The 22,019-nt window shown below is 41.2% G+C and carries 13 protein-coding genes, 8 tRNA genes and 3 pseudogenes; 12 read left to right on the top strand and 12 right to left on the bottom strand.

Translation table 11 applies throughout. The features are described 5' to 3' along the window. Positions 1-4: 4 nt before the first annotated feature. From RS130_RS21750 to gltX, 10 genes and pseudogenes are all read right to left on the bottom strand, one after another. The gene (locus RS130_RS21750) at positions 5-1,939 is read right to left on the bottom strand and encodes an insulinase family protein (RefSeq protein ID WP_316027665.1); all 1,935 of its coding nucleotides are present in this window, start codon (positions 1,937-1,939) and stop codon (positions 5-7) included. Then, positions 1,905-2,921 carry an insulinase family protein gene (locus tag RS130_RS21755; RefSeq protein WP_316027666.1) on the bottom strand — a complete coding sequence of 339 codons (1,017 nt, stop codon included), beginning with the start codon at positions 2,919-2,921 and terminating at the stop codon, positions 1,905-1,907. Before RS130_RS21755 ends, RS130_RS21750 begins: the two co-directional genes overlap by 35 nt. Positions 2,922-3,014: 93 nt before the next feature. Next, the gene (secF, locus tag RS130_RS21760) at positions 3,015-3,956 is read right to left on the bottom strand and encodes a protein translocase subunit SecF (RefSeq protein ID WP_316027667.1); all 942 of its coding nucleotides are present in this window, start codon (positions 3,954-3,956) and stop codon (positions 3,015-3,017) included. A 10-nt stretch (positions 3,957-3,966) separates the two neighbouring features. After that, positions 3,967-5,813, bottom strand: a pseudogene (secD, locus tag RS130_RS21765) (protein translocase subunit SecD). 91 nt (positions 5,814-5,904) lie between these two features. Next, positions 5,905-6,243 (bottom strand): preprotein translocase subunit YajC, encoded by a 339-nt coding sequence (gene yajC / locus RS130_RS21770; RefSeq protein WP_316027668.1) that lies wholly within the window; start codon positions 6,241-6,243, stop codon positions 5,905-5,907. A gap of 38 nt (positions 6,244-6,281) precedes the next feature. Then, complete coding sequence (gene tgt / locus RS130_RS21775; protein WP_316027669.1) at positions 6,282-7,400, bottom strand: tRNA guanosine(34) transglycosylase Tgt; 1,119 nt, start codon at positions 7,398-7,400, stop codon at positions 6,282-6,284. Between the two features lie 474 nt (positions 7,401-7,874). After that, positions 7,875-7,950 (bottom strand) — tRNA-Glu (locus tag RS130_RS21780). A 267-nt stretch (positions 7,951-8,217) separates the two neighbouring features. Then, a tRNA-Glu gene (locus RS130_RS21785) sits at positions 8,218-8,293 on the bottom strand. Between the two features lie 192 nt (positions 8,294-8,485). Further along, positions 8,486-8,561 (bottom strand) — tRNA-Ala (locus RS130_RS21790). A gap of 101 nt (positions 8,562-8,662) precedes the next feature. Then, positions 8,663-10,072, bottom strand: coding sequence for a glutamate--tRNA ligase (gene gltX / locus RS130_RS21795; protein ID WP_316027670.1), 1,410 nt, complete (start codon positions 10,070-10,072; stop codon positions 8,663-8,665). Between the two features lie 332 nt (positions 10,073-10,404). Here gltX and RS130_RS21800 point away from each other — a divergent pair, with 332 nt between their 5' ends. From RS130_RS21800 to RS130_RS21820, 6 genes are all read left to right on the top strand, one after another. Further along, a complete protein-coding gene (locus RS130_RS21800) occupies positions 10,405-11,145 on the top strand; it encodes an AzlC family ABC transporter permease (protein ID WP_316027671.1) in 741 nt (246 codons plus the stop codon). After that, positions 11,138-11,338, top strand: coding sequence for an AzlD domain-containing protein (locus RS130_RS21805; RefSeq protein WP_316027672.1), 201 nt, complete (start codon positions 11,138-11,140; stop codon positions 11,336-11,338). Before RS130_RS21800 ends, RS130_RS21805 begins: the two co-directional genes overlap by 8 nt. A 19-nt stretch (positions 11,339-11,357) precedes the next feature. Then, on the top strand, positions 11,358-11,459 hold the full coding sequence (locus tag RS130_RS24010; RefSeq protein ID WP_428982880.1) for a hypothetical protein: 102 nt from the start codon (positions 11,358-11,360) through the stop codon (positions 11,457-11,459). A gap of 537 nt (positions 11,460-11,996) precedes the next feature. Next, a tRNA-Val gene (locus tag RS130_RS21810) sits at positions 11,997-12,072 on the top strand. Between the two features lie 139 nt (positions 12,073-12,211). Then, positions 12,212-12,287, top strand: a tRNA-Val gene (locus RS130_RS21815). A 139-nt stretch (positions 12,288-12,426) separates the two neighbouring features. Continuing rightward, positions 12,427-12,502: transfer RNA gene (locus RS130_RS21820), tRNA-Val, on the top strand. Positions 12,503-12,825: 323 nt separating this feature from the next. Here RS130_RS21820 and uvrB read toward each other — a convergent pair. Together uvrB and RS130_RS21830 are read right to left on the bottom strand one after the other, a co-directional pair. Further along, positions 12,826-14,846: pseudogene (gene uvrB, locus RS130_RS21825) on the bottom strand (excinuclease ABC subunit UvrB). A gap of 5 nt (positions 14,847-14,851) precedes the next feature. Then, a complete protein-coding gene (locus tag RS130_RS21830) occupies positions 14,852-16,228 on the bottom strand; it encodes an MATE family efflux transporter (RefSeq protein ID WP_316027673.1) in 1,377 nt (458 codons plus the stop codon). Between the two features lie 943 nt (positions 16,229-17,171). On the opposite strand from RS130_RS21830, the gene RS130_RS21835 reads away from it, so the two are divergent. From RS130_RS21835 to rsxD, 6 genes and pseudogenes are all read left to right on the top strand, one after another. Continuing rightward, positions 17,172-17,248, top strand: a tRNA-Asn gene (locus RS130_RS21835). Between the two features lie 45 nt (positions 17,249-17,293). Continuing rightward, a tRNA-Asn gene (locus RS130_RS21840) sits at positions 17,294-17,370 on the top strand. Positions 17,371-17,529: 159 nt separating this feature from the next. Continuing rightward, complete coding sequence (rsxA, locus tag RS130_RS21845; RefSeq protein WP_316027674.1) at positions 17,530-18,111, top strand: electron transport complex subunit RsxA; 582 nt, start codon at positions 17,530-17,532, stop codon at positions 18,109-18,111. Beyond that, positions 18,111-18,677 (top strand): electron transport complex subunit RsxB, encoded by a 567-nt coding sequence (rsxB, locus tag RS130_RS21850; RefSeq protein ID WP_316027675.1) that lies wholly within the window; start codon positions 18,111-18,113, stop codon positions 18,675-18,677. Before rsxA ends, rsxB begins: the two co-directional genes overlap by 1 nt. 8 nt (positions 18,678-18,685) lie before the next feature. After that, positions 18,686-20,941 (top strand): electron transport complex subunit RsxC, encoded by a 2,256-nt coding sequence (gene rsxC, locus RS130_RS21855; protein ID WP_316027676.1) that lies wholly within the window; start codon positions 18,686-18,688, stop codon positions 20,939-20,941. After that, positions 20,938-22,018 (top strand): annotated as a pseudogene (gene rsxD / locus RS130_RS21860) (electron transport complex subunit RsxD). Before rsxC ends, rsxD begins: the two are co-directional and overlap by 4 nt. The last annotated feature ends 1 nt before the right edge of the window (position 22,019 follow it).

The following is a 22,019-nucleotide window of genomic DNA, read 5'->3' on the forward strand; positions in this document are numbered from 1 at the left end:
AGTCTTAGTGACTATGCATGCCACTATGAGGCTGTTGATGATGCAATAATTCCACATCGCCCACAGGAATCGCGTTATCAATACTGATAAAAGGTTGTTCCCTAAAATTAGCTCCACGCAATTGGATCATCACACGGCCAAAGGCATTTTCACTTTGCATTTTTTTATAAAAACCAAGTACATCATCCCGTTTAACATTATTTAAGGCTGATACAAGGCGATCTTTACTATCAAACGTTACATTATTTAACCGCCAATCATCTAGTAAATACGCAACTTCAGCATGCAAATGTTTGGCTGGCTCGAGCAATTTTCGTAAGACACTATTTTTTACCGTGACGAATTCTTGCTCGGACATTTGGTGTAACTGCTCAATAAAACCTGCCCTGAATTGCGCTATTCTTTGGTAAGCCGTTGCTACCCCCGCTACTGGTGACTGAATATAATAACCAAACAATATCTGCTCATTAATTTTCTGACTAAAAAAGCCTAGAGCATAAGCCAACTGCTCTTCTGTACGAATTTGTTGGAATAAAGCTGGTTGAATAAATTGCTCTAATATTTGCAGAGCGGCAAATTGATGAATATCAAAAGGTGCTAAATAGGTGTCAACAAAAGCCACATCGGTCATATTGACATCTTCGCGCCAATCATACCCCTGCCCTGCTTGAGGGTTTAGTTCTGCAGATAAATAAAAATCAGAAAAATCTCGTTCTTTAGGTAGAGCTTCTAGCACTTTATTAGCCATAAAAATGGCCTCTTCTTGTTGATAATTTCCATAAGCAAAAACACTCAGATTCGCTTTTTTCAATAATCCGTCTTTAAAAGCAAGTAATTCATTAACGCTGATACCCTGCACTTGATCTAACAAATCACTGTCGTTGTAGTTATCCAAATTTAGAACCTTTCTATACTTGGGGAACAATTGGTCTAATAGAATTTGACTTTTTGCGCTTTCGATATCTGATTTAAAGTCGGCAATGTAATTCTCTAAATCAGCTTGAGTAATATTTAGGGAAGATATGTTATCTAAGATGTTTTGCAGCAACTCTCCTTGGCGCTGAGTAAAACCACTGAGTGTTAACGAAACACCGTTGTTGATGCTAACCTTTAGCCCCATACCAGCAATATAAGCTTCTGATTGTAACTCAGTACTTTGTTGTTCGAGTACACGTCCTAGAATATTAGATAGCACATGGTTTCGTGGTGATTGTTTCGCAAAACCTGTATTCAATTCAACAAAGAACAACCCTTTAGGTTCTGCAAACAATTTCGAATGACCTAAATACAGCTTATATCCCAGTTGCTTCACCAAAGCTTTAGGACTTACGGTAAACTTAGCTGGCACGATGGCGAAATCCACAGGCATAAAGTTATTGGCTCTAGGCAGGTGCAAGGTATATTCACTGGCCAATTCTTGCCACTTGTTAAACTGCTCGTCATTAATCTCACTCACCGAATACTGGCCTACAAAATTTTTCATTTTTGTATTCACAGGTTGCTGCTTATCAATGTAAAAAATACGCGCATTGGTCAATCGAAGTTGAGCCAATACATCTTCAATCGCCGCAGCGTCAAAACGCTGATATGTAAAATCGCTACTTAGCACATATTCTGTGGGGACGTATTGTAAGTTGGCGGCAATTTGCATGGCATATTCATAATCGTTGGCTTTTTCTTTAAAACGAAAAGAATTGCGCAAAGATTGACGAATTTCTTTGAAGTACTTCTCGTTCACGCCCTTGTCTCTTAGCAACCCCAAATAACGCTTCACTATTGCCATAACGTGATCTCGATGCTCCACACCGTTTTCAGTTAAATCGATATACAAACTAAAATCACCGGCATTCATATATTTATCGGCATCATAACTAGCATAAACGGCTTCACTTAGCCCTTGCTCTCTAAGCACGGCAGCTAAGGTACCAAGGCATTTCATTACTTAATAAATATTCAACGTAGCCATTAGGATTGACAGCAAATTGAGCAGAGTTATTTTCCATAACAAATTTAATTTGTATCTGACGCATATCTGTTTGCGGCGCATAATGAACAATTTTCTTTACATCAGATGCCTTGGCTGCAGGGGCTGCTAATTTAGGCTTAACCACTTTTTTATTCGGAATTTGAGTGAAATATCGCTGTGCTAAAATTTCCATTTGCTCAATTGGGAGATGACTGATCATACTCGCTTTCATTAAGTTTGCAGAATAATAGGTGTCATAAAACTGTTGCAAGGCTGATTGCAACGATTGATTTTTTCGGTTAGTTAAAGACCCTAAATTACCCCAATTAAATCTAGCAATTGGATGTGCAGAATTTAGAGTTAAACCATTTAATTGCTCTAGGATCACCCAGTCATTAGGGCTTTTCATAGACCATTCAGAATGCACCGCATGACGTTCCTTGTCTGCATATTTGGGGTCTAAATTGGCGTCATAAAAAAAGCCGCTAAAGCGCGATAGCACTTGTTCGAATGCGTCGTTATTGACCGCCACCATATAATTTGTGTGGTCGAGTTCAGTATACGCATTTTGCAGTCCACCATTGCGGCTCACAAATTCACTATAACCATTTACTTCGGGGTAGCTTTTGGTCCCCATAAATAACATGTGCTCTAAGTAGTGAGCGAGGCCTGGGAAAGCATCAGGCTCTTGGAAAGACCCCACCCCGACCGATAAGGCAACGGCAGACTTATCTATACTTGGATCTGAAACCAGCACAACTTCAAGTTCATTAGGCAAAGTGATGGATGCATATTGCCGATTGTCATTTACGCTTTTGATGATCCTGCTTTGCTGGTCAGTAAGGCTTGCTATTGACGTCGCATTTTTTAACGAACAACTACTCAACAACAAACTAGCCGTCAACAGACAGGCCGTGTTCCAACTTAAACCATGCAGTAATCCGATTAATTTCATACCTTTAGCCTTTTAAAACACACTTAATATTTGGCCAAAAAAACCAGCACGATATGCTGGTTTTAATTAGCTATATGCAACTACACCATTTGCCTAAATAACAGCATCTTGATCAGCGCCTTCTTTTTCTATTTCAGTTGGCATTAAATCTTCTTTGCTTATACCTAACTTTAATGCAACCAGGCTTGAAACATAAATAGAAGAATAGGTCCCGATAACAACACCAAACAGTAAAGCTGTAGCAAAACCATGAATGGTTGCGCCACCTAAAGAAAACAACGCAATCAACACTAAAATGGTAGTTAACGAGGTAACAATCGTACGGTTTAAAGTTTGGGTCAAAGAAATATTGATGATTTCTTCGGCTTCACCTTTACGCACCTTTCTAAAGTTCTCCCTAATGCGATCACATACCACTATGGTATCGTTCAGTGAGTAACCAATAACCGCTAACACCGCAGCTAGCACGGTTAAGTCGAATTCCAATTGAAATACCGAAAATAACCCTAAAGTGATAATCACATCATGCGCTAGTGCTGCCACAGATCCTAAAGCAAAACGCCACTCAAAGCGCATAGCCACATAAATGAGTATACACAAAAGTGCGACTAACATTGCCAAACCGCCTTGCTCAGTTAGTTCTTCACCTACGCTAGAACTAACATATGAGCTACCACGCATTTCAGCGGTACTGTCGGCTTCTTGTAAGACCTTAATTGCGGCATCCCCTAGTTCAGAAGGCTTGACCCCTTCACGAGACGCTAAACGTATCAATACGTCTTGGCTACTACCAAAGTTTTGTACAACCGCATCTTTAAAGTCAGAGATTTCTAATTGTTGACGAATTTTATCCAGATCAGCCGCTTGCTGATAGCCCACTTCAATTTGTGTACCTCCGGTAAAATCGAGGCCCCAATTTAATTGGTTTACAGCAAGTGAAGCAACTGACCCTACTATCAATAAAATTGACAATATTGCAGCAGGGGTCTTAAGCGACATAAACGCCACGGTTTCTTTCATATTTAATATTTGCATCAGCCCTTCCCTATATCGACAACTTGGTTAGACGTTTGCCGCCCCACCATGCGTTAACTATTGCACGAGTGACAATAATTGCGGTGAACATTGACGTGGCAATACCTATCATTAAGGTAATTGAAAAGCCTTTGATAGGTCCTGTACCAATAGAAAACAAAATTAAACCGACCAAGAAAGTCGTGATATTGGCATCTAAAATGGTAGAAAAGGCACTATCGTAACCATGATGTATTGCTTGCTGCGGACTCCGTCCTTCTGCTAGCTCTTCACGAATTCTCTCGAATATCAGCACGTTAGCATCAACCGCCATACCTACGGTTAACACAATACCTGCCATACCGGGTAAACTTAAAGTGGCCCCAGGGATCATTGACATAATGCCAACTATCATGACAAGGTTTAAGCTAAGCGCAATATTGGCTACAAAGCCGAATTTTTTGTAATACACCAACATAAAAATTAGAACTGCTACAAAGCCCCAGATAATGGCTTGCATACCTAAATCAATGTTTTCTTGACCTAAGCTTGGTCCAACGGTGCGTTCTTCAATAATTTGTACAGGTGCAATCAAGGCGCCAGCTCGAAGTAATAACGCTAAATCATGGGCTTCTTTTGGCGAGTCTAAACCGGTTGTCTCAAATTGATTGCCAAAGACACCATTGATAGTCGCAACACTAATAACCCGTCTATTTTGTTCAAAGATTAACTTATCTTCAGCGTCTCTCTCACCCGTAGTTTTATACTCAATAAAAACCACTGCCATGGGTTTACCCACCGCTCGTTTAGTGAAATTAAGCATTTTAGCGCCGCCTTTCGAGTCTAATGAAATAGATACTTTAGGCATACCGTTTTGGTCAACACCACTATTGGCATCAATAATTGAACTACCTTTAACAATTACCCGTTTTTTCAGTAGTTGTGGTCCTCGACCTTCATAGTCTATAAGTTCTGAACCAGCTGGAACACGTCCAGTAATAGCATCTCTTACGTCATGCTCGATATCCACTTCACGATATTCTAAAGTCGCCGTAGCGTTCAAAATTTGCTTCGCCTTAGCCGTGTCTTGGATCTCCTTAGCAATTGCACAACGATACGATCTGGGCCTTGTTTTTGTACAGTGGGCTCAGCTACGCCCAATTGATTTACCCGATTTCGAATAATGGTGATATTTTGTTTAACTGCATAATCTCGTGTTTCACTAAGCTTTTGCTCAGACATAGTTACCGAAATAACCAGACCACTTTTTTCTGTGAACACTAAATCACGATTACGATTTTTTAGAAAATAATCCGCTTTATCTAAGGTATCCTGGTCGCGAAAATAAATATCTACCCCGTCATCTACCTGTTTAACGGTACGGTAACGAATGCCCTCTTCACGTAATGCTGTTTTAAAATCGCCTTCCATGTCTTCGAAAGATTTGGCCATGGCTGATTTCATATCCACTTCCATTAAGAAATGTACGCCACCTCGTAAGTCCAAGCCTAATTTCATAGGTGTTCCACCCAATGCTTCTAACCAATCTGGCGTATCTGGAGCCAAATTCATCGCAGCAATGTAATCATCACCTAACAATTTCTCGATTTTTTCTCGGGCAATTAGCTGACTATCAGAGTCATTCAATCGCACTAAAACTTGCTCGTCTAAAAGCTCAATATCTTTGATTGAAATATTGGCTGCTTGTAACTCATTTTTGACTTTTTGGATTGTTGACTCATCAACAACAGCATTTTTACTCGCTGAGATTTGTACGGCATGATCTTCACCGTATAAATTTGGAGAGGCGTATAAAGCACACATGCCGACCACTAGGATCACCAAAATATACTTCCATAGCGGAGTTTGGTTTAACACAAGAAATTCCTTCCGTTTATCTAACAAAAAAGGGCATAAATTTAATTAACGAATTGTTACTTTAAAATTTAGGCCCTTGATTGTTGATGGCTTATATTGCCTTCATTGTACCTTTAGGTAAAACAGCTGAGATCGAAGATTTTTGTACAATAATGTTCGTACTGTCATTCAGACTTAATTCTACAAAATCTTTTTCATCAGATACTTTGGAAATTTTTCCAACCATACCACCTTGGGTTAACACCTCATCGCCCTTACCCAACGAAGCCACTAAATTTTTGTGCTCTTTAACACGTTTAGCTTGTGGACGATAAAGCATGAAATAGAAAATCAAACCAAATACACCCAACATGATTAACATTTCAAAACCGCCACCAGCAGCGCCGCCTGAAGCAGCTTGTGCGTGTGCATCTGATATAAATAAACTCATAATTACCTCTTTAGTTAGTTATTTTTTGTTCGTACCACTTATTTGGATAAGGGAGGCACTGGCATATCTTTTTGCTGATAAAACTCAGCGACAAATTCATCAAGCTGATTAGCAGCTATGGCATCACGTAAACCTTGCATGACTCTTTGGTAATAACGCAAATTATGAATTGTATTTAGCCGTGCTCCGAGTATCTCATTGCACTTGTCCAAGTGATGTAGATATGACCTAGAATAATTTTTACAAGTGTAACAGTCACATTTATCGTCTAAAGGCCCGGTATCTGTCTTATGTACGGCGTTACGAATTTTGACTACCCCATCGGTGACAAACAAATGCCCATTACGTGCATTTCGAGTTGGCATCACACAATCAAACATATCAATACCACGACGCACTGCTTCAACGATATCCTCAGGTTTACCCACTCCCATTAAATATCGAGGTTTATCGGCTGGAATTTGATCGGTGGTATGATCAAGAACTTTGATCATTTCTTCTTTTGGCTCACCTACCGATAGACCTCCAATAGCATAACCATCAAACCCTATTTCTTCTAATCCGCGCAAAGAAATATCTCGCAAGCCTTCGTACATTCCGCCTTGGATAATACCAAATAGTGCCGAACTGCTATCACCGTGTTCTTCTTTGCTACGCTTAGCCCAGCGCAATGAAAGTTCCATCGACACTCGCGCTTCGCTTTCTGTTGCTGGGTAAGGTGTGCATTCATCGAAGATCATAACAATGTCTGAACCCAGATCACGTTGTACTTGCATAGATTTTTCTGGAGTCAACAGAATTTTTTCACCATTAATGGGAGAACGAAAGGTCACACCGTTTTCAGTAATTTTGCGAAGTTCGCCCAAGCTAAAGACTTGAAAGCCACCGGAATCAGTTAGAATCGGTTTGTCCCAGTGCATAAAGTCATGCAAATCACCATGTTGTTTGATGATCTCTGTTCCCGGACGCAACATTAAGTGAAAAGTATTACCTAAACAAATGTGTGCCCCCGTATCTTTTAGCTCTTCAGGCGTCATGCCTTTAACAGTACCGTATGTACCCACTGGCATAAAAGCGGGAGTTTCAACCACACCACGTTCAAAAATCAAACGTCCTCGACGAGCTTTACCGTCGGTATTTTCTAACTCAAATTTCATTAATAGTTCCTAGTGCCAAACACTACATTTCGTAATAAGCATGTTGAGCGACACAACTTATACCAATTCCACTAAATAACTATGCACTCAGAACGACACAGCGCTTTTTGAACAAGACGACGATATGCGAAAGGGTCATTCCCTTCAAATACCGTTAACCTATTGCAATATCCGCTGGGATGTTCCCGTGGTGAGCTTTAGAAGCAGATACTCTGCGTTGCTAAAACGCACTGCCTTCCTTATTTTAATCGCTAGTTACTCATTTAAAACGCTCATTCAGGCGTCTTGATGTTGAGCGATTAAACGCTCGCTGAGTGTACATTTACTTATTGGGGTTGGTATTAGTCACGCCCAGCCCTAAAAGTCGAAGGATTATATACGAAACTGATAGTAATCAATACCACTAAGTGAACACAGAAATATAAATTACAGGCAATAAAAAAGCCGACTAATGACTTAGTCGGCTTCGTTATATGGCGTCCCCAAGGGGATTCGAACCCCTGTTACCGCCGTGAAAGGGCGGTGTCCTAGGCCTCTAGACGATGGGGACAAAAATCTTCTTTGCAAAGCAAACTTTACAGATTTTTTATCAGGTGAAGTGAACCAGCAAACTGAGCAACTTCATCCAACATAGAAACTTTGTTCTCGAAGTAAACTTCGAAATTCTCTGTAAGTTGAGTCATTCCTAAGACAGAAACAACAATCTTAAATCATCTTACAAAAACAAAACTCTATCAAACTTTATATTCATTGGCCTAGGCGGTAATGAATAATCCTTGTTTTGTAACTTAAATCACATCCTGTAATTTAATCAATATGGCGTCCCCAAGGGGATTCGAACCCCTGTTACCGCCGTGAAAGGGCGGTGTCCTAGGCCTCTAGACGATGGGGACAACAATTTTGTTTATCAAAGCAAAAGCGTTGATAAATTGTTGTTAGGATAAGTCAGCCTGCGAACTGAGCAGCACTATCTTTTCCGAACAACTAAAAATATTGTCTGCGATAAATAAAATACTTTAGGCATTCATTTATCTGCTTTATCTTTTTATCTACTGGCCTAGGTGGTAGTAGACAATCCTTGATATTGGTGGAGCCAGGCGGGATCGAACCGCCGACCTCTTGCATGCCATGCAAGCGCTCTCCCAGCTGAGCTATGGCCCCTAATCAATAAAAAGCTAATTGCTCTTTTTGAATAACTGGGTGTCGTTCCGTGACAGCGGGGCGCATTCTAGGCATCTGCTCTTTTTATGTCAACGCTTTTTTTAAGAATTTTCTCTGTTTGCTATAAATTTAAGCGCTTTGGTTATCCGTTGTTCAATTTTGGCCTGATTTAGCAGGTTTAAAGTCACATCTAATGAAGGTGAATTTCCAGAACCTGTAACCGCAACACGTAAAGGCATACCGACTTTTCCCATCCCAACATCTAATTCTTCAGCTGTTTCATTAATTGCTGCATGAATAGTTTCGGGATTCCAATCAGCAATAGCTGCCAACTTAGTTTGCACCAGTATTAACGCTTCCTTTGCAACAGGTCGCAAATGTTTTTTCGCAGCTTTTTCATCGAACTCATCATACTCTTGATAGAAATATGCACTAATAGCCGCTAATTCTTTTAAGGTTTTCACCCTATCAGCCTGAGCGGTAATCACATCCTCCAGAGCCGGACCTTTAGATATGTCGATCCCTTGATGGTCGAAATGCCATTTAGCATGCTCTGCCACTTCACTTGCCGGAAGCGCCTTTATATAATGCTGATTCAACCAAATTAATTTATCGGTATTAAACGCCGATGCTGACTGACCAATAGCGTCTAAGCTAAATAGCTCGATCATTTCTTCCATCGAAAAAATCTCTTGGTCACCATGAGACCAACCTAAGCGCACCAAGTAATTAAGTAAGGCTTGCGGTAAATACCCATCATCACGAAATTCCATTACGCCTACAGCGTTAGTACGCTTGGACAGTTTTTTACCGTCGTCACCCAATATCATAGACACGTGAGCATATTCGGGAATAGGCGCACCTAATGCTTGTAAAATATTTATTTGTCTAGGTGTATTGTTAATATGGTCTTCGCCACGTACCACATGGCTAATGCCCATATCCCAATCGTCTACTACCACGCAGAAATTATAGGTAGGGGCACCATCGGTACGACGTATAATTAAATCATCTAGTTCTTCATTGGCGATAACAATATCACCGCGAATGTGATCTTTAATGGTTACATTACCTTCAAGAGGCGTCTTAAACCGAATAGCAAAAGGTTGTCCTTCAGGGTGATCGGTACGATCACGCCAAGTACCTGGATAACGAGGCTTTTCACCCTTGGCCATTTGTTGTTCACGAATGGCATCAAGCTCTGCTGCAGGCATAAAACACTTATATGCTTTACCTTCTGCAAGAAGTTGATCAATTAGCTGATTATATCTATCAAATCGTTTAGTTTGATAATATGGGCCATCATCCCAATCTAGCCCTAACCATTGCATACCTTCTAATATGGCATCAATAGCAGCTTGGGTAGAGCGCTCTATATCTGTATCTTCAATACGTAAAACAAATTTCCCACCTTGGCTTTTAGCATACAACCAAGAATAAAGGGCAGTACGTGCACCGCCAACGTGTAAATAGCCTGTAGGGCTAGGAGCAAATCGAGTTACCACTGTCATGGAAAAGTTAATCCTCTAAAAAAATTGGCGCTATTTTACCAGCCAATGCCGTTAATTTATATCTAGAAAAATACTTTTACTGAAAACCACAACACTCTCTTCTATTTGAAGTCGGTCTAACGTGCCTCGTAAAAACAAACGGAGTCGTCTTTTGCTTAAAATCCAGCGCTCTGTGAATTTGAAAGGGAACTATCATTCCTGCATACTCACGACTTGCTCAGAGAACGCTGGATGTATTCCTGGAGTCTCTTATAAATATGGGCTGCAATCAGGTGTTTTCTGACACACCTCGCCAGTTTTCTCTCAGATCAGCTAAAGTAGGATCCAAAAATATGTCAGCATTATCTACACATTCATTATTTGTTTCTGGCATAAAAGATACGTTTCCGCTTGTTGTAGCAGCCATGCCTTTTGGACTAGTTTTTGGAGCGATGGGCCAAGCTCAAGGCTTAGCGGACTGGGTCACACTGAGTATTTCAATTTTTGTCTTTGCAGGCGCTTCACAGTTTATTGCAATTACGATGCTAGCTTCTGGAGCGGCACTGCCGATCATAGTATTAACTGTATTGATCGTTAATCTTAGGCATATGCTGTATAGCATTTCACTTATTCCAATGGTGCATGACCTTAGCCAAAAATGGCGTTGGCCCATGGCATTTACGCTTACCGACGAGACTTTTGCGGTGGTTTACCACAAAATGTCTATGATTGGTGCACATCAACATCTGCCCTTTTATTATCTTGGCTCAAGTGCATTTATGTACCTAAATTGGATATTATGTACTTGGTTGGGTATTACCCTTGGCAGCCAACTTCCTACGCTCACTAGCTTCGGACTCGATATCGCCATGGTTGTAGCGTTTATTGGCATTGTTGTTCCTCACTTAACACTACCCAGTCATTGGATTTGCGCGCTCACAGCGGCGATTGGCGGGGTGTTAACCTACCATTGGCCACATCAATCTGGCCTCTTGGTATCTAGTTTATTGGCAATCATAGTAGGGGTTATGACGGAAAACCGCTTAGCAAGTAATGCGCACGATGCGCCAATAGAGCAGTATGACAATGAATGAAGCATTTTTAATCCTTGCAATGGCGACAGTGACTTTTGTTCCAAGGCTGCTGCCTTTTGCTTTAGCTAGTCGCCTAAAGTTACCTAAATTTATGCAACAAGCTTTATCTTATGTGCCCATCGCCATTCTTACGGTGATCATAGTGCAGAGTATTTTTTATCGAGACCAAGGTACTAGCGGTGAATATCACTAATCCATTTTTGGGGGCAAGTGTGGTTGCATTTTTGACTGCATTGCTCCAAAAACGCCTATTTGTAACCATTTTGATGGGGCTGCTGAGCTATGTAGTTTTGAAATTTTACTTAATTGTCTAGTTGTCAAATGTCCCATACCCACACGCTCAATTGCTATAAACAGCTAAAAATGGACAGTTTTTATTCAGTTAAACGATAAATTTAATTTAGATGTTGACAGTTTCAAGTGCATACATATAATAGCGCTCCACTTAAGGCCGTAGGCTTAAAGTGAAATATATATAGACACTTAGCTCAGTTGAAAAAGACAGAGCATCGCCGCTCTTATAAAAAGAATGGCAAGGGTCACTGGTTACAAGCCAGTATAAATAATATCGGACGCTTAGCTCAGTTGAAAAAAGACAGAGCATCGCCGCTCTTATAACAAGAATGGCAAGGGTCACTGGTTACAAGCCAGTATAAATAATATCGGACGCTTAGCTCAGTTGAAAAAAAGACAGAGCATCGCCGCTCTTATGACAAGAATGGCAAGGGTCACTGGTTACAAGCCAGTATAAAAAATTCGGACGCTTAGCTCAGTTGAAAAAAGACAGAGCATCGCCGCTCTTATAACAAGAATGGCAAGGGTCACTGGTTACAAGCCAGCATAACAAATTTGGACGCTTAGCTCAGTTGGGAGAGCATCGCCCTTACAAGGCGAGGGTCACTGGTTCAAGCCCAGTAGCGTCCACCACTTTACAAATTTTATTGGTTTCAAGCCGATAGAACATAAAAAATTCAGACGCTTAGCTCAGTTGAAAAAAGACAGAGCATCGCCGCTCTTATAACAAGAATGGCAAGGGTCACTGGTTACAAGCCAGCATAACAAATTTGGACGCTTAGCTCAGTTGGGAGAGCATCGCCCTTACAAGGCGAGGGTCACTGGTTCAAGCCCAGTAGCGTCCACCACTTTACAAATTTTATTGGTTTCAAGCCGATAGAACATAAAAAATTCAGACGCTTAGCTCAGTTGAAAAAAGACAGAGCATCGCCGCTCTTATAACAAGAATGGCAAGGGTCACTGGTTACAAGCCAGCATAACAAATTTGGACGCTTAGCTCAGTTGGGAGAGCATCGCCCTTACAAGGCGAGGGTCACTGGTTCAAGCCCAGTAGCGTCCACCACTTTTTCTTCACTCCATGTTAGCACTTATTAGTGCATCGCCTCCTCTTATAAAACAAAGGCGAGTGGTTCAAGCCCAGTAGCGTCCACCACTTTTTCTTCACTCAATGTTAACCTTATCAGTACATCGCCTCCTCTTATAAAACAAAGGCGAGTGGTTCAAGCCCAGTAGTGTCCACCACTTTTTCTCCACTCCATATTAACTTTATTAGTGCATCGCTGATTTTTGCTTGAATAGATCAAGTCAATATCTCTGCTTCAATGAATAATCGTTTTGCTGCTAGTTTTGTCTATTCACTTCCATATATTTACTTTCTAATGCTGTTTAAGCATTTTTCACTATCTGCGCCCTGTAAGCTTCTATTTCATCTCGCAAACCGGCGGCTTTTTCAAAATCTAACTCTTTAGCTGCTTTGAACATAATTTTTTCTAGTTCGGTAATTTTCTGCAATAGCTGCGGCGTACTTAATGCTTGATACTTTTTCGCCCCTTCGGCTACTAGTCTAAGCTTCACTTTATTGCCCTGAGCAGAACTTGAATCGCCAACATCCATTATATCGGTAATCGGTTTATTCAATTGCATTGGGGTGATGCCATGTTTCAAATTATGGGCGATTTGTTTTTCCCGCCTGCGCTCTGTTTCTTCCATCGCTCGTTGCATTGACCCTGTGATCTTATCGCCATATAAAATAGCGCGACCATTGATGTGTCTAGCTGCTCGTCCAATAGTTTGGATCAACGATCGATCCGAACGCAAGAATCCTTCTTTATCTGCGTCTAGAATGGCCACTAATGAAACCTCTGGCATGTCTAACCCTTCTCTTAGTAAGTTAATGCCCACTAGCACATCAAATTTACCAATACGTAGATCTCGAATAATTTCTATACGTTCAACCGTATCAATATCTGAATGTAAGTAGCGTACTTTTACCCCATGCTCATCTAAATAATCACTTAGGTCTTCAGACATACGCTTGGTTAAGGTCGTCACTAAAACCCGTTCATTCTTAGCAACACATTTGTGAATTTCAGACAACAAATCATCGACTTGAGTACCTACTGGGCGTACTTCAATCTCCGGATCAATTAACCCCGTTGGTCGTACAACTTGCTCCACTATGTCTTCTTCAGGCACTTCCGCTAACTCAAATTTTCCATAGGTGTAGCAGACACATAAATAGTTTGTGGGCTGATGCGCTCAAATTCTTCGAACTTAAGTGGCCTATTGTCCAGTGCGGAAGGTAACCGAAAGCCATACTCCACTAACGTTTCTTTTCGAGACCGATCTCCTTTGTACATAGCGCCTATTTGTGACACTGTGACATGTGATTCGTCAATAAACATCAAGCCATCTGCAGGAAAATAATCAATTAAAGTGGGCGGCGGATCGCCTGGTGGACGTCCCGACAAATATCGGGAATAGTTTTCGATTCCAGAGCAATAGCCCAGCTCTTGCATCATTTCAATATCAAATTGGCAACGTTGTGAGACGCGCTGTTCTTCAACTAGCTTATTCACTGACTTAAGTTGCTCACGCCTTTCTTGTAGCTCTACTTTAATATGCTCGATTGCATCAAGAATTTTCTCTCTGGGTGTTACATAATGAGTCTTAGGAAACACCGTCGCTCTGGTCACGGTTTTCTCAATAGCTCCGGTAAGAGGATCAAAAATACTTATTCTTTCAATTTCTTCATCGAACAATTCTACCCGAATTCCTTCCCGCTCCGAATCCGCAGGAAACACGTCAATGACATCCCCCCTAACCCTGAATGTCCCCCTTTCAAATGCCACGTCATTGCGAGTATATTGAATTTCAGCTAAGCGACGTAAAATGTCGCGCTGATTCATAATGTCACCTTGACGAAAGTGCACTAACATCTTCATATACGATTCAGGGTCTCCCAAACCATAAATAGCCGACACGCTAGATACAATAATAACATCGCGCCTTTCCATTAAGGATTTAGTCGCTGATAAGCGCATTTGTTCTATGTGTTCATTGATAGACGCGTCTTTTTCGATAAAGGTATCGCTAGATGGCACATAGGCTTCAGGCTGGTAATAATCATAATAAGAAACAAAGTACTCAACAGCATTATTTGGAAAAAACTCTTTCATCTCACCATATAACTGCGCAGCCAGTGTCTTATTATGGGCCAGAATTAAAGTGGGCCTTTGTACCTGCTTAATAACATTGGCCATAGTAAAGGTTTTACCAGAGCCAGTAACACCTAGTAAGATTTGCCGAGCTAAGCCGTTATCTAAACCTTCTACTAGCGCGTTAATCGCTTTTGGTTGATCGCCTGCTGGAGAATATGATGACGAAATTTCAAAACTTCTACTCATAAAAACTAATGACTCACTTTAGTTAAATTAAACTTACGATTTAGTACTTTCTTACACCAATAGACCGCGATACACCCTACCAACAAATTAGCCACTACTGTGCCGATGAAGATCCCCGTGAGATCAAACCATAGGCTACCCACATAAGAAATAGGTACAACAAATACAAATAACCTTAATGCATTGAGAACTAAGGCTGACATCGGCATATGCATAGCATTAAAAGAGGAATTGGTTAAAATAGTTACACCTTGTAGACCATAACCTAAAGGTACCATCAATAAAAACAGCACTATGGTATCGGACACTTCTTTCTCATTGCTAAAAATAACAGCGATAAACTGTGACAACAAAGCAACAATAACAAACATCAGCAATTGCCAAGCCAACACGAACTTAACGCATAGGCTATAAGCTTGATTAACCCGGTCTAGTTTATTTGCTCCATAATTCTGGCTAATAAAAGGTGGCAAAGACATGGATAGTGCCAATACAACGATCATCGCGATAGACTCTAACCTTCCCCCTACTCCCCAAGCTGCAACCGCAGAATGACCATATGTTGCGACGATAGCTGTCACTATACCTGTCGCAATAGGAGTTAACATATTAGCGCCAGCAGCGGGCAATCCAATTTTCAGTATACCGCCACTGCTGCGTCTGAACTCATGCCAGTTTAATAATCTGGGTCCCATGAGTTTTCGTTTAATCGCGAGTAAATATAAAATATAAAACAAGCTAACCGCCCATGCGATCAACGTGGCGATTGCCGCTCCTTGGATCCCTAGCGCTGGTACTGGGCCCCAGCCAAAAATCAATATGGGATCAAGGATCGCATTAACGAAGCCCCCAAAGGCCATGACCAAACTAGGCGTTTTTGTATCACCCGACGCGCGTAACACACTATTGCCAACCATAGGCAGGGCTAAAAATAAGCCAGCAAGATACCAAACCACCATATAATCATGTATTAACACCAGTAAAGCCGCGTCGGCGCCAAGTAGTTTGAAGATTGGCTCAATAGTTAACACACCTAATACGGCTAGACTCACAGCCAATACTAAGGTTAACATTAATGCCCCAGTTGCCGTCTCTTTGGCCTTGATACTGTCACCAGCCCCCACTATTCGCGCAATAACGGCCGATGTACCAATCCCTAACCCTATATTTAAACTAATAACAGTAAAGGTAACGGGAAACGTAAAACTAATTGCCGCTAATTCTTGGGTCCCTATCATGCCAATAAAGAATGTGTCGACTAAACCAAATGTCATTAACATAACCATGCCAACAATCATTGGCAGCGTCATTTTGTACAAAGTATGACTGATATCATTATTCAACAAATCAGGGGATCGAGAATGATTAGTTTGAGAACTCAATATTTTTCTCACTTCAAATAGCGAATTAGACGAATTAACTGAACCGCTGAAGACATCTAAAGTTAATAATTAAAGCAGCCATGATACGCGAATTTTATGACTTCAATAGCTAATTTTAGCCTGCAATTTGTTACAAAAATGTAACTCTTGTGAAAAATATAAAACGTCTCTTTTTAGATACATTTGTCAACTATTTTAATTGTTGTTTTTCTATACTACTTTTTAATACTTAGCATTTTGTCAACTATATGACAGAAATAAAACATAGAATATTTCTGTTAAAACCTAGTCTTTTAGCAATTCTAAAAAAATTTCTTAAAAAACAACACACAAGCAAAATACAAACAAAACACACATTTAAATTGAAAATAAACCAGCGCCCAAAATATTCAATAAACACTTGTATTAAAAGGATTTTATTATTTATAGCGCCATTTCTAACAACTACTCTTGACATTAAACATCTAGTAGATCCATATGGATCTATAAATTAATTCACACACTTATCCACAGGTTTCGTGGATAAGTAACGCCAACCTACAAACCACGTAGTTTAGACCTGATCTTGTCTATTCTATGCATTAGTGTTCACTAACCTTAGGAATGCCCTTGTAAGGTTACAGTTTTATGAAATACTGATTATATAACCAGTAATCAATCATTTATTAATAACTAATCAATATAAAGAACGTAAAAATGGATCTTTAAAATTAACAGTAAAATTTTGATTGGTTACAACAAAAATATTTCCCAAAAAAGCTTAAATAAAGCTTGTTTATTTCTGGAAACGATACTTTTGTTTATATTAAATACAATATTAAAAAAATATCGAAAAATACTTACTTTGAGTATTGACAGCAGGCTGCTTGCTCATTAACATTCGCCACCGTTGAAAAGCAGCCCAGTTTATATAAACTTGATTGCTTAACAACGGAACTGTAATTCCCCCTTAGCTCAGCTGGTTAGAGCGACGGACTGTTAATCCGCAGGTCCCCCGTTCGAGTCGGGGAGGGGGAGCCACTACAGTTATTTAAATAGTTAACTGTTTAAATAAAAAATTTGAATTCCCCCTTAGCTCAGCTGGTTAGAGCGACGGACTGTTAATCCGCAGGTCCCCCGTTCGAGTCGGGGAGGGGGAGCCAAATTTTGGCTCATATCTGATTACATTTCTTCTTAATTCTCAATTTTATTTATATTATTTACTTTAAAGAGCATAAACTTTTTAATATCAAGTTGTTAATGGCTTCTGAAACTAAGATAATAACCAAGATTTTTCTTCCTTCGGTAAATACCCACTAAAAATGACAGAATTTTTACTTCTATTAATTGGCACCGTGCTGGTTAACAATTTTGTACTAGCGCAATTTTTAGGTTTGTGCCCTTTCATGGGCGTGTCTGGCAAACTTGAAACAGCCATAGGCATGTCAATGGCAACCACCTTTGTATTAACACTTGCCTCACTATCTAGTTATTTGGTTGAACATTACATATTAATGCCTTTAGGCATTGGTTATTTACGCACTTTGAGTTTTATTTTGGTGATAGCAGTAGTCGTGCAGTTTACCGAAATGGTAGTGCACAAAACTAGCCCTACTCTATATCGCCTACTAGGCATATTTTTGCCTTTAATCACAACTAACTGCGCAGTATTAGGGGTTGCTTTACTTAACATCAATAAAGATCACAACTTTGTTCAATCGATCATTTACGGATTTGGTGCCGCAGCGGGATTTTCATTAGTGCTCATTTTGTTTGCGGCTATGCGGGAAAGGTTAGCGGTAGCCGACGTCCCAAAACCGTTTAAAGGCGCGTCAATAGGTATGATTACAGCTGGCTTAATGTCACTCGCCTTTATGGGCTTTACTGGCTTGGTGAAGTTTTAATGTCTTTTACTCTAGTCATAGTTACCGCGCTAATTACCATTGGCATAATGGCGCTAGTATTTGGCTCGATACTAGGGTTTGCTGCGGTAAAATTCAAAGTTGAAGGTGACCCTTTAGTAGAGCAAATCGACGAAATTTTACCGCAAACACAATGTGGTCAATGTGGGTATCCCGGCTGTAAACCATATGCTGAAGCCATTGCCAATGGCGACGATATTAATAAATGTCCTCCTGGCGGCGATGCTACCATTAAAAAATTAGCCGATTTAATGGGTGTAGAAGCTACCTCCCTTGATTCTGCTCATGGTCAAGAAGAAGGCAAAAAAGTAGCCTACATTCGTGAAGCCGAATGCATTGGTTGCACCAAATGTATCCAAGCCTGTCCGGTAGACGCCATTATAGGGGCGGCCAAACAAATGCATACCGTTATAACCGACGAATGTACCGGATGCGACTTATGTGTAGAGCCTTGTCCAGTAGATTGCATTGATATGCTGCCCGTTGCCACTAACACCAGCTCTTGGCAATGGAAGTTAGAACCCATAGCAATAAAACAAGTGAATTAGCAGACCTTATGCAAACTAACTTCGACGATATCATTCAAAAAATAGACAGTGAGCAGCTATGGGATTTTACTGGTGGAATTCACCCTAAAGGGCATAAACAACTCTCTAATCGACAACCTATTGCGCCATTACCAATTGCAGATCATCTGTATGTCCCGATAAAACAGCACATAGGTGTTGAAGGGCATATTATTGTAAAAGTTGGTCAGCACGTGTTAAAAGGTCAGCCCCTAACACAAAGTAGTAATCCCTATGCTGTGCCTATCCATGCACCTACGTCGGGTACCATTAGCGCAATTGATGATCATGTATCTTCTCACCCTTCTGGTTTACCTGAAGTCACTATTAAGATAGACACCGACCAAAAAGACACCTGGATAGAATTAACACCTCTTGTTGATTATCAGAATCACCCGAAAATGGATGTTCTCAGTAAGATATGTGACGCCGGTATTAGCGGTATGGGCGGAGCTGGGTTTCCCTCACATATAAAATTGTCGACCCATAAAGAAGTCGAGTTTTTAATTATTAACGGAGTCGAGTGCGAACCTTATATAACTGCTGATGATAGACTGATGCGTGAACATGCATGGCAAATACGTCAAGGTATTGATGTATTAACCCATCTACTTTCGCCGAAAAAAGTCATTATTGCCATTGAAGATAATAAACCTGAAGCCATCGAGGCTATGCAGATAGCCTGTCGCGAAAACTCTCTTTACAGTGTATGTCAGGTCCCTACGAAATATCCTTCAGGCGGCGAGAAGCAACTCATTCAAATTCTGACCAACCGCGAAGTCCCGGCCAAAGGATTACCTATTGATATTGGCGTAATTAGCCAAAATGTCGGCACCTGTTATGCGATATCCGACGCCATATTTTCAGGAAAGCCACTAATTCAAAGAGTGGTCACCGTCACTGGGCAAGCCGTCAATACGACGGGCAATTATTGGACTTTACTTGGTACTCCAATCAAACATTTGTTACAGCACTGTAATTATCAAAAAGATAAACAAAAACAAGCAAATGTGATTATGGGCGGGCCAATGATGGGCTTTACCGTGACCAGTGATTTAGTGCCTGTCGTAAAAATCACTAACTGTATTTTGGTTCCCACCCATAAAGAAATAGCCGAAACCCAAGAGCAAGCTTGTATTCGCTGCGGTGCCTGTGCTGATGTATGCCCAGCCAGTTTATTACCGCAGCAAATGTTTTGGCATGCGAAGGCCAAAGAGTTAGACAAAGTACAAGAATACAATTTATTTGATTGTATTGAATGTGGCGCTTGCGCTTATGTATGCCCCAGTGAAATTCCACTGGTTCATTACTATCGTGTGGCTAAAGCAGAGATAAAAGCAGAGAAACAAGAGAAACAATTAGCAGATAAGGCACGTGAACGCTTTGAAAAACGCGCAGCTAGGCTCGAAGCCGATCAAAAAGCCCGTGATGAAAAACATCGCTTAGCCGCTGAAGCTCGCAAGCAAGCTATGGCATCAAAGGGCAATGACGCAAAAGATAAAATAGCGGCGGCACTCGCCCGGGCTAAAGCTAAGAAAGAACAACTCGCCTCTAACAATCAAGCTACATCACCAGCACCGAATGAAGCGGCAAAGCCCGAGCAAGCCTCAGCCTCTGCAAATAATCAAGCACCAGAGGCAACACAGAAATCAGCGAGTTCTAATCAACGGGTTCAAGCTGCCATTGCCCGAGCCAAAGCTAAAAAAGCCGCCGCTCAGGCCAAAGCAGAACAAAATAGCCAAGATAAGCTCGATGACAGCAGCCAAAATCCAGTGCTCCAGGCCAATGCAACGCCAGAGAACAAACCGTCTGAGGTAGATACAAGCCAACCTGTCAGTGATGTTAGCGATTCAAAAGATGAGCACCATGCAGCGCAGAATACGGCTCTAGGCAATCAGCCTACAGCGGACAACGCTTCCCCCATTTCTGCTAAGATCCACGACGCCGACAACCTTGAAGGTAACAATAGCGAGCATGATTTAGCTAAACAAGCCGAACTCAAAGAGCAAGCCAAAAAGGCCCGCATTGCTTCAGCAGTAGCCAAAGCAAAAGCCAAACGAGACGCGCAAAAAAATGCTAAAGAGAACAGCTCAGCTGAGCGACAAGTACCTGCAGTTACCGAAGCCTTAAGCGAAAACGAACAAATAGAAAACAAAAAGCGCAGAATAGCCGCTGCAGTCGCCAAAGCTAAGGCCAAAAAATTGGCTGAAAAAACAAACGAAGACAATAGCGAAAATAACTCATGAATTTTAAATTAGCCAGCTCACCTCACCAACATGCAAGGCGGAATACGGGCCAAGTCATGAGATTGGTCATTCTGGCGCTAGTCCGGTATACTAATGCAAACTTGGTTCTTTGGATGGGGCACACTGATCCAAATAATGTTAGCAGTCATCACCGCCACCATTACCGAGGCGGCGATGCTCGAATTGCGTAAGCGTGACTTTGAACGAGCCTTAAAAGACTACAGTGCAATCGTCACTGCAATATTATTAGCAATTAGTATCCCGTCTTTTGCCCCTTGGTGGGTAGTAGTGATAGGCACCATCTTTGCCATAGGAATAGTCAAACAGCTTTATGGCGGACTAGGCTTTAATATCTTTAACCCCGCAATGGCCGCCTATGTGATGCTACTGGTGTCATTTCCTGTACATATGACCCAATGGCTACCACCCGCAAGTTTAGCCCAGTATTCCCACGGATTTATAGATGCTGTCTATGCCATATTTACCGATTATAGCCGTGAAGGTTTTAGCCTAGCGCAGTTGCGAACAGACTTCGACGGCGTCACCATGGCCACACCTATCGACACCGTCAAAACAGGGTTGCTGCAGGGCTTCACTTATTCTGAAGGGCTCGAACATAGCATTTTCAATAGTGTGATTAGTGGTGTTGGCGTTGCTTCAAGCTGGGTGAGTTTAGCTTACTTAGCCGGAGGGCTATTTTTAATCAAACAAAAAGTAATTAATTGGCATATTCCCGCCAGTATGATTGCTGGTTTGGTTATTTGCGCTCTATTTATGTCGCTGATTGACGGCGATCGATATCCTTCTTTTGTATTTCATTTGCTAAATGGCAGCATAATAGTCGGCGCATTTTTTATCGCCACCGATCCAGTGTCAGCTTCTACGACCAACAAAGGTCGGTTAATATTTGGCGCTGCTATTGGTATCTGGGTTTATATTATTCGTACTTGGGGCGGCTATCCCGACGCTATCGCTTTTGCTGTGGTCATTATGAATATGGCAGTACCTTTAATTGACTACTATACGCGACCTCGCACATACGGCCACACGGCTACACAATCCAAAAAGGGCCCATAAC

The sequence above is a fragment of the Paraglaciecola aquimarina genome, assembly GCF_032464635.1.
Lineage (GTDB): Bacteria > Pseudomonadota > Gammaproteobacteria > Enterobacterales > Alteromonadaceae > Paraglaciecola > Paraglaciecola aquimarina.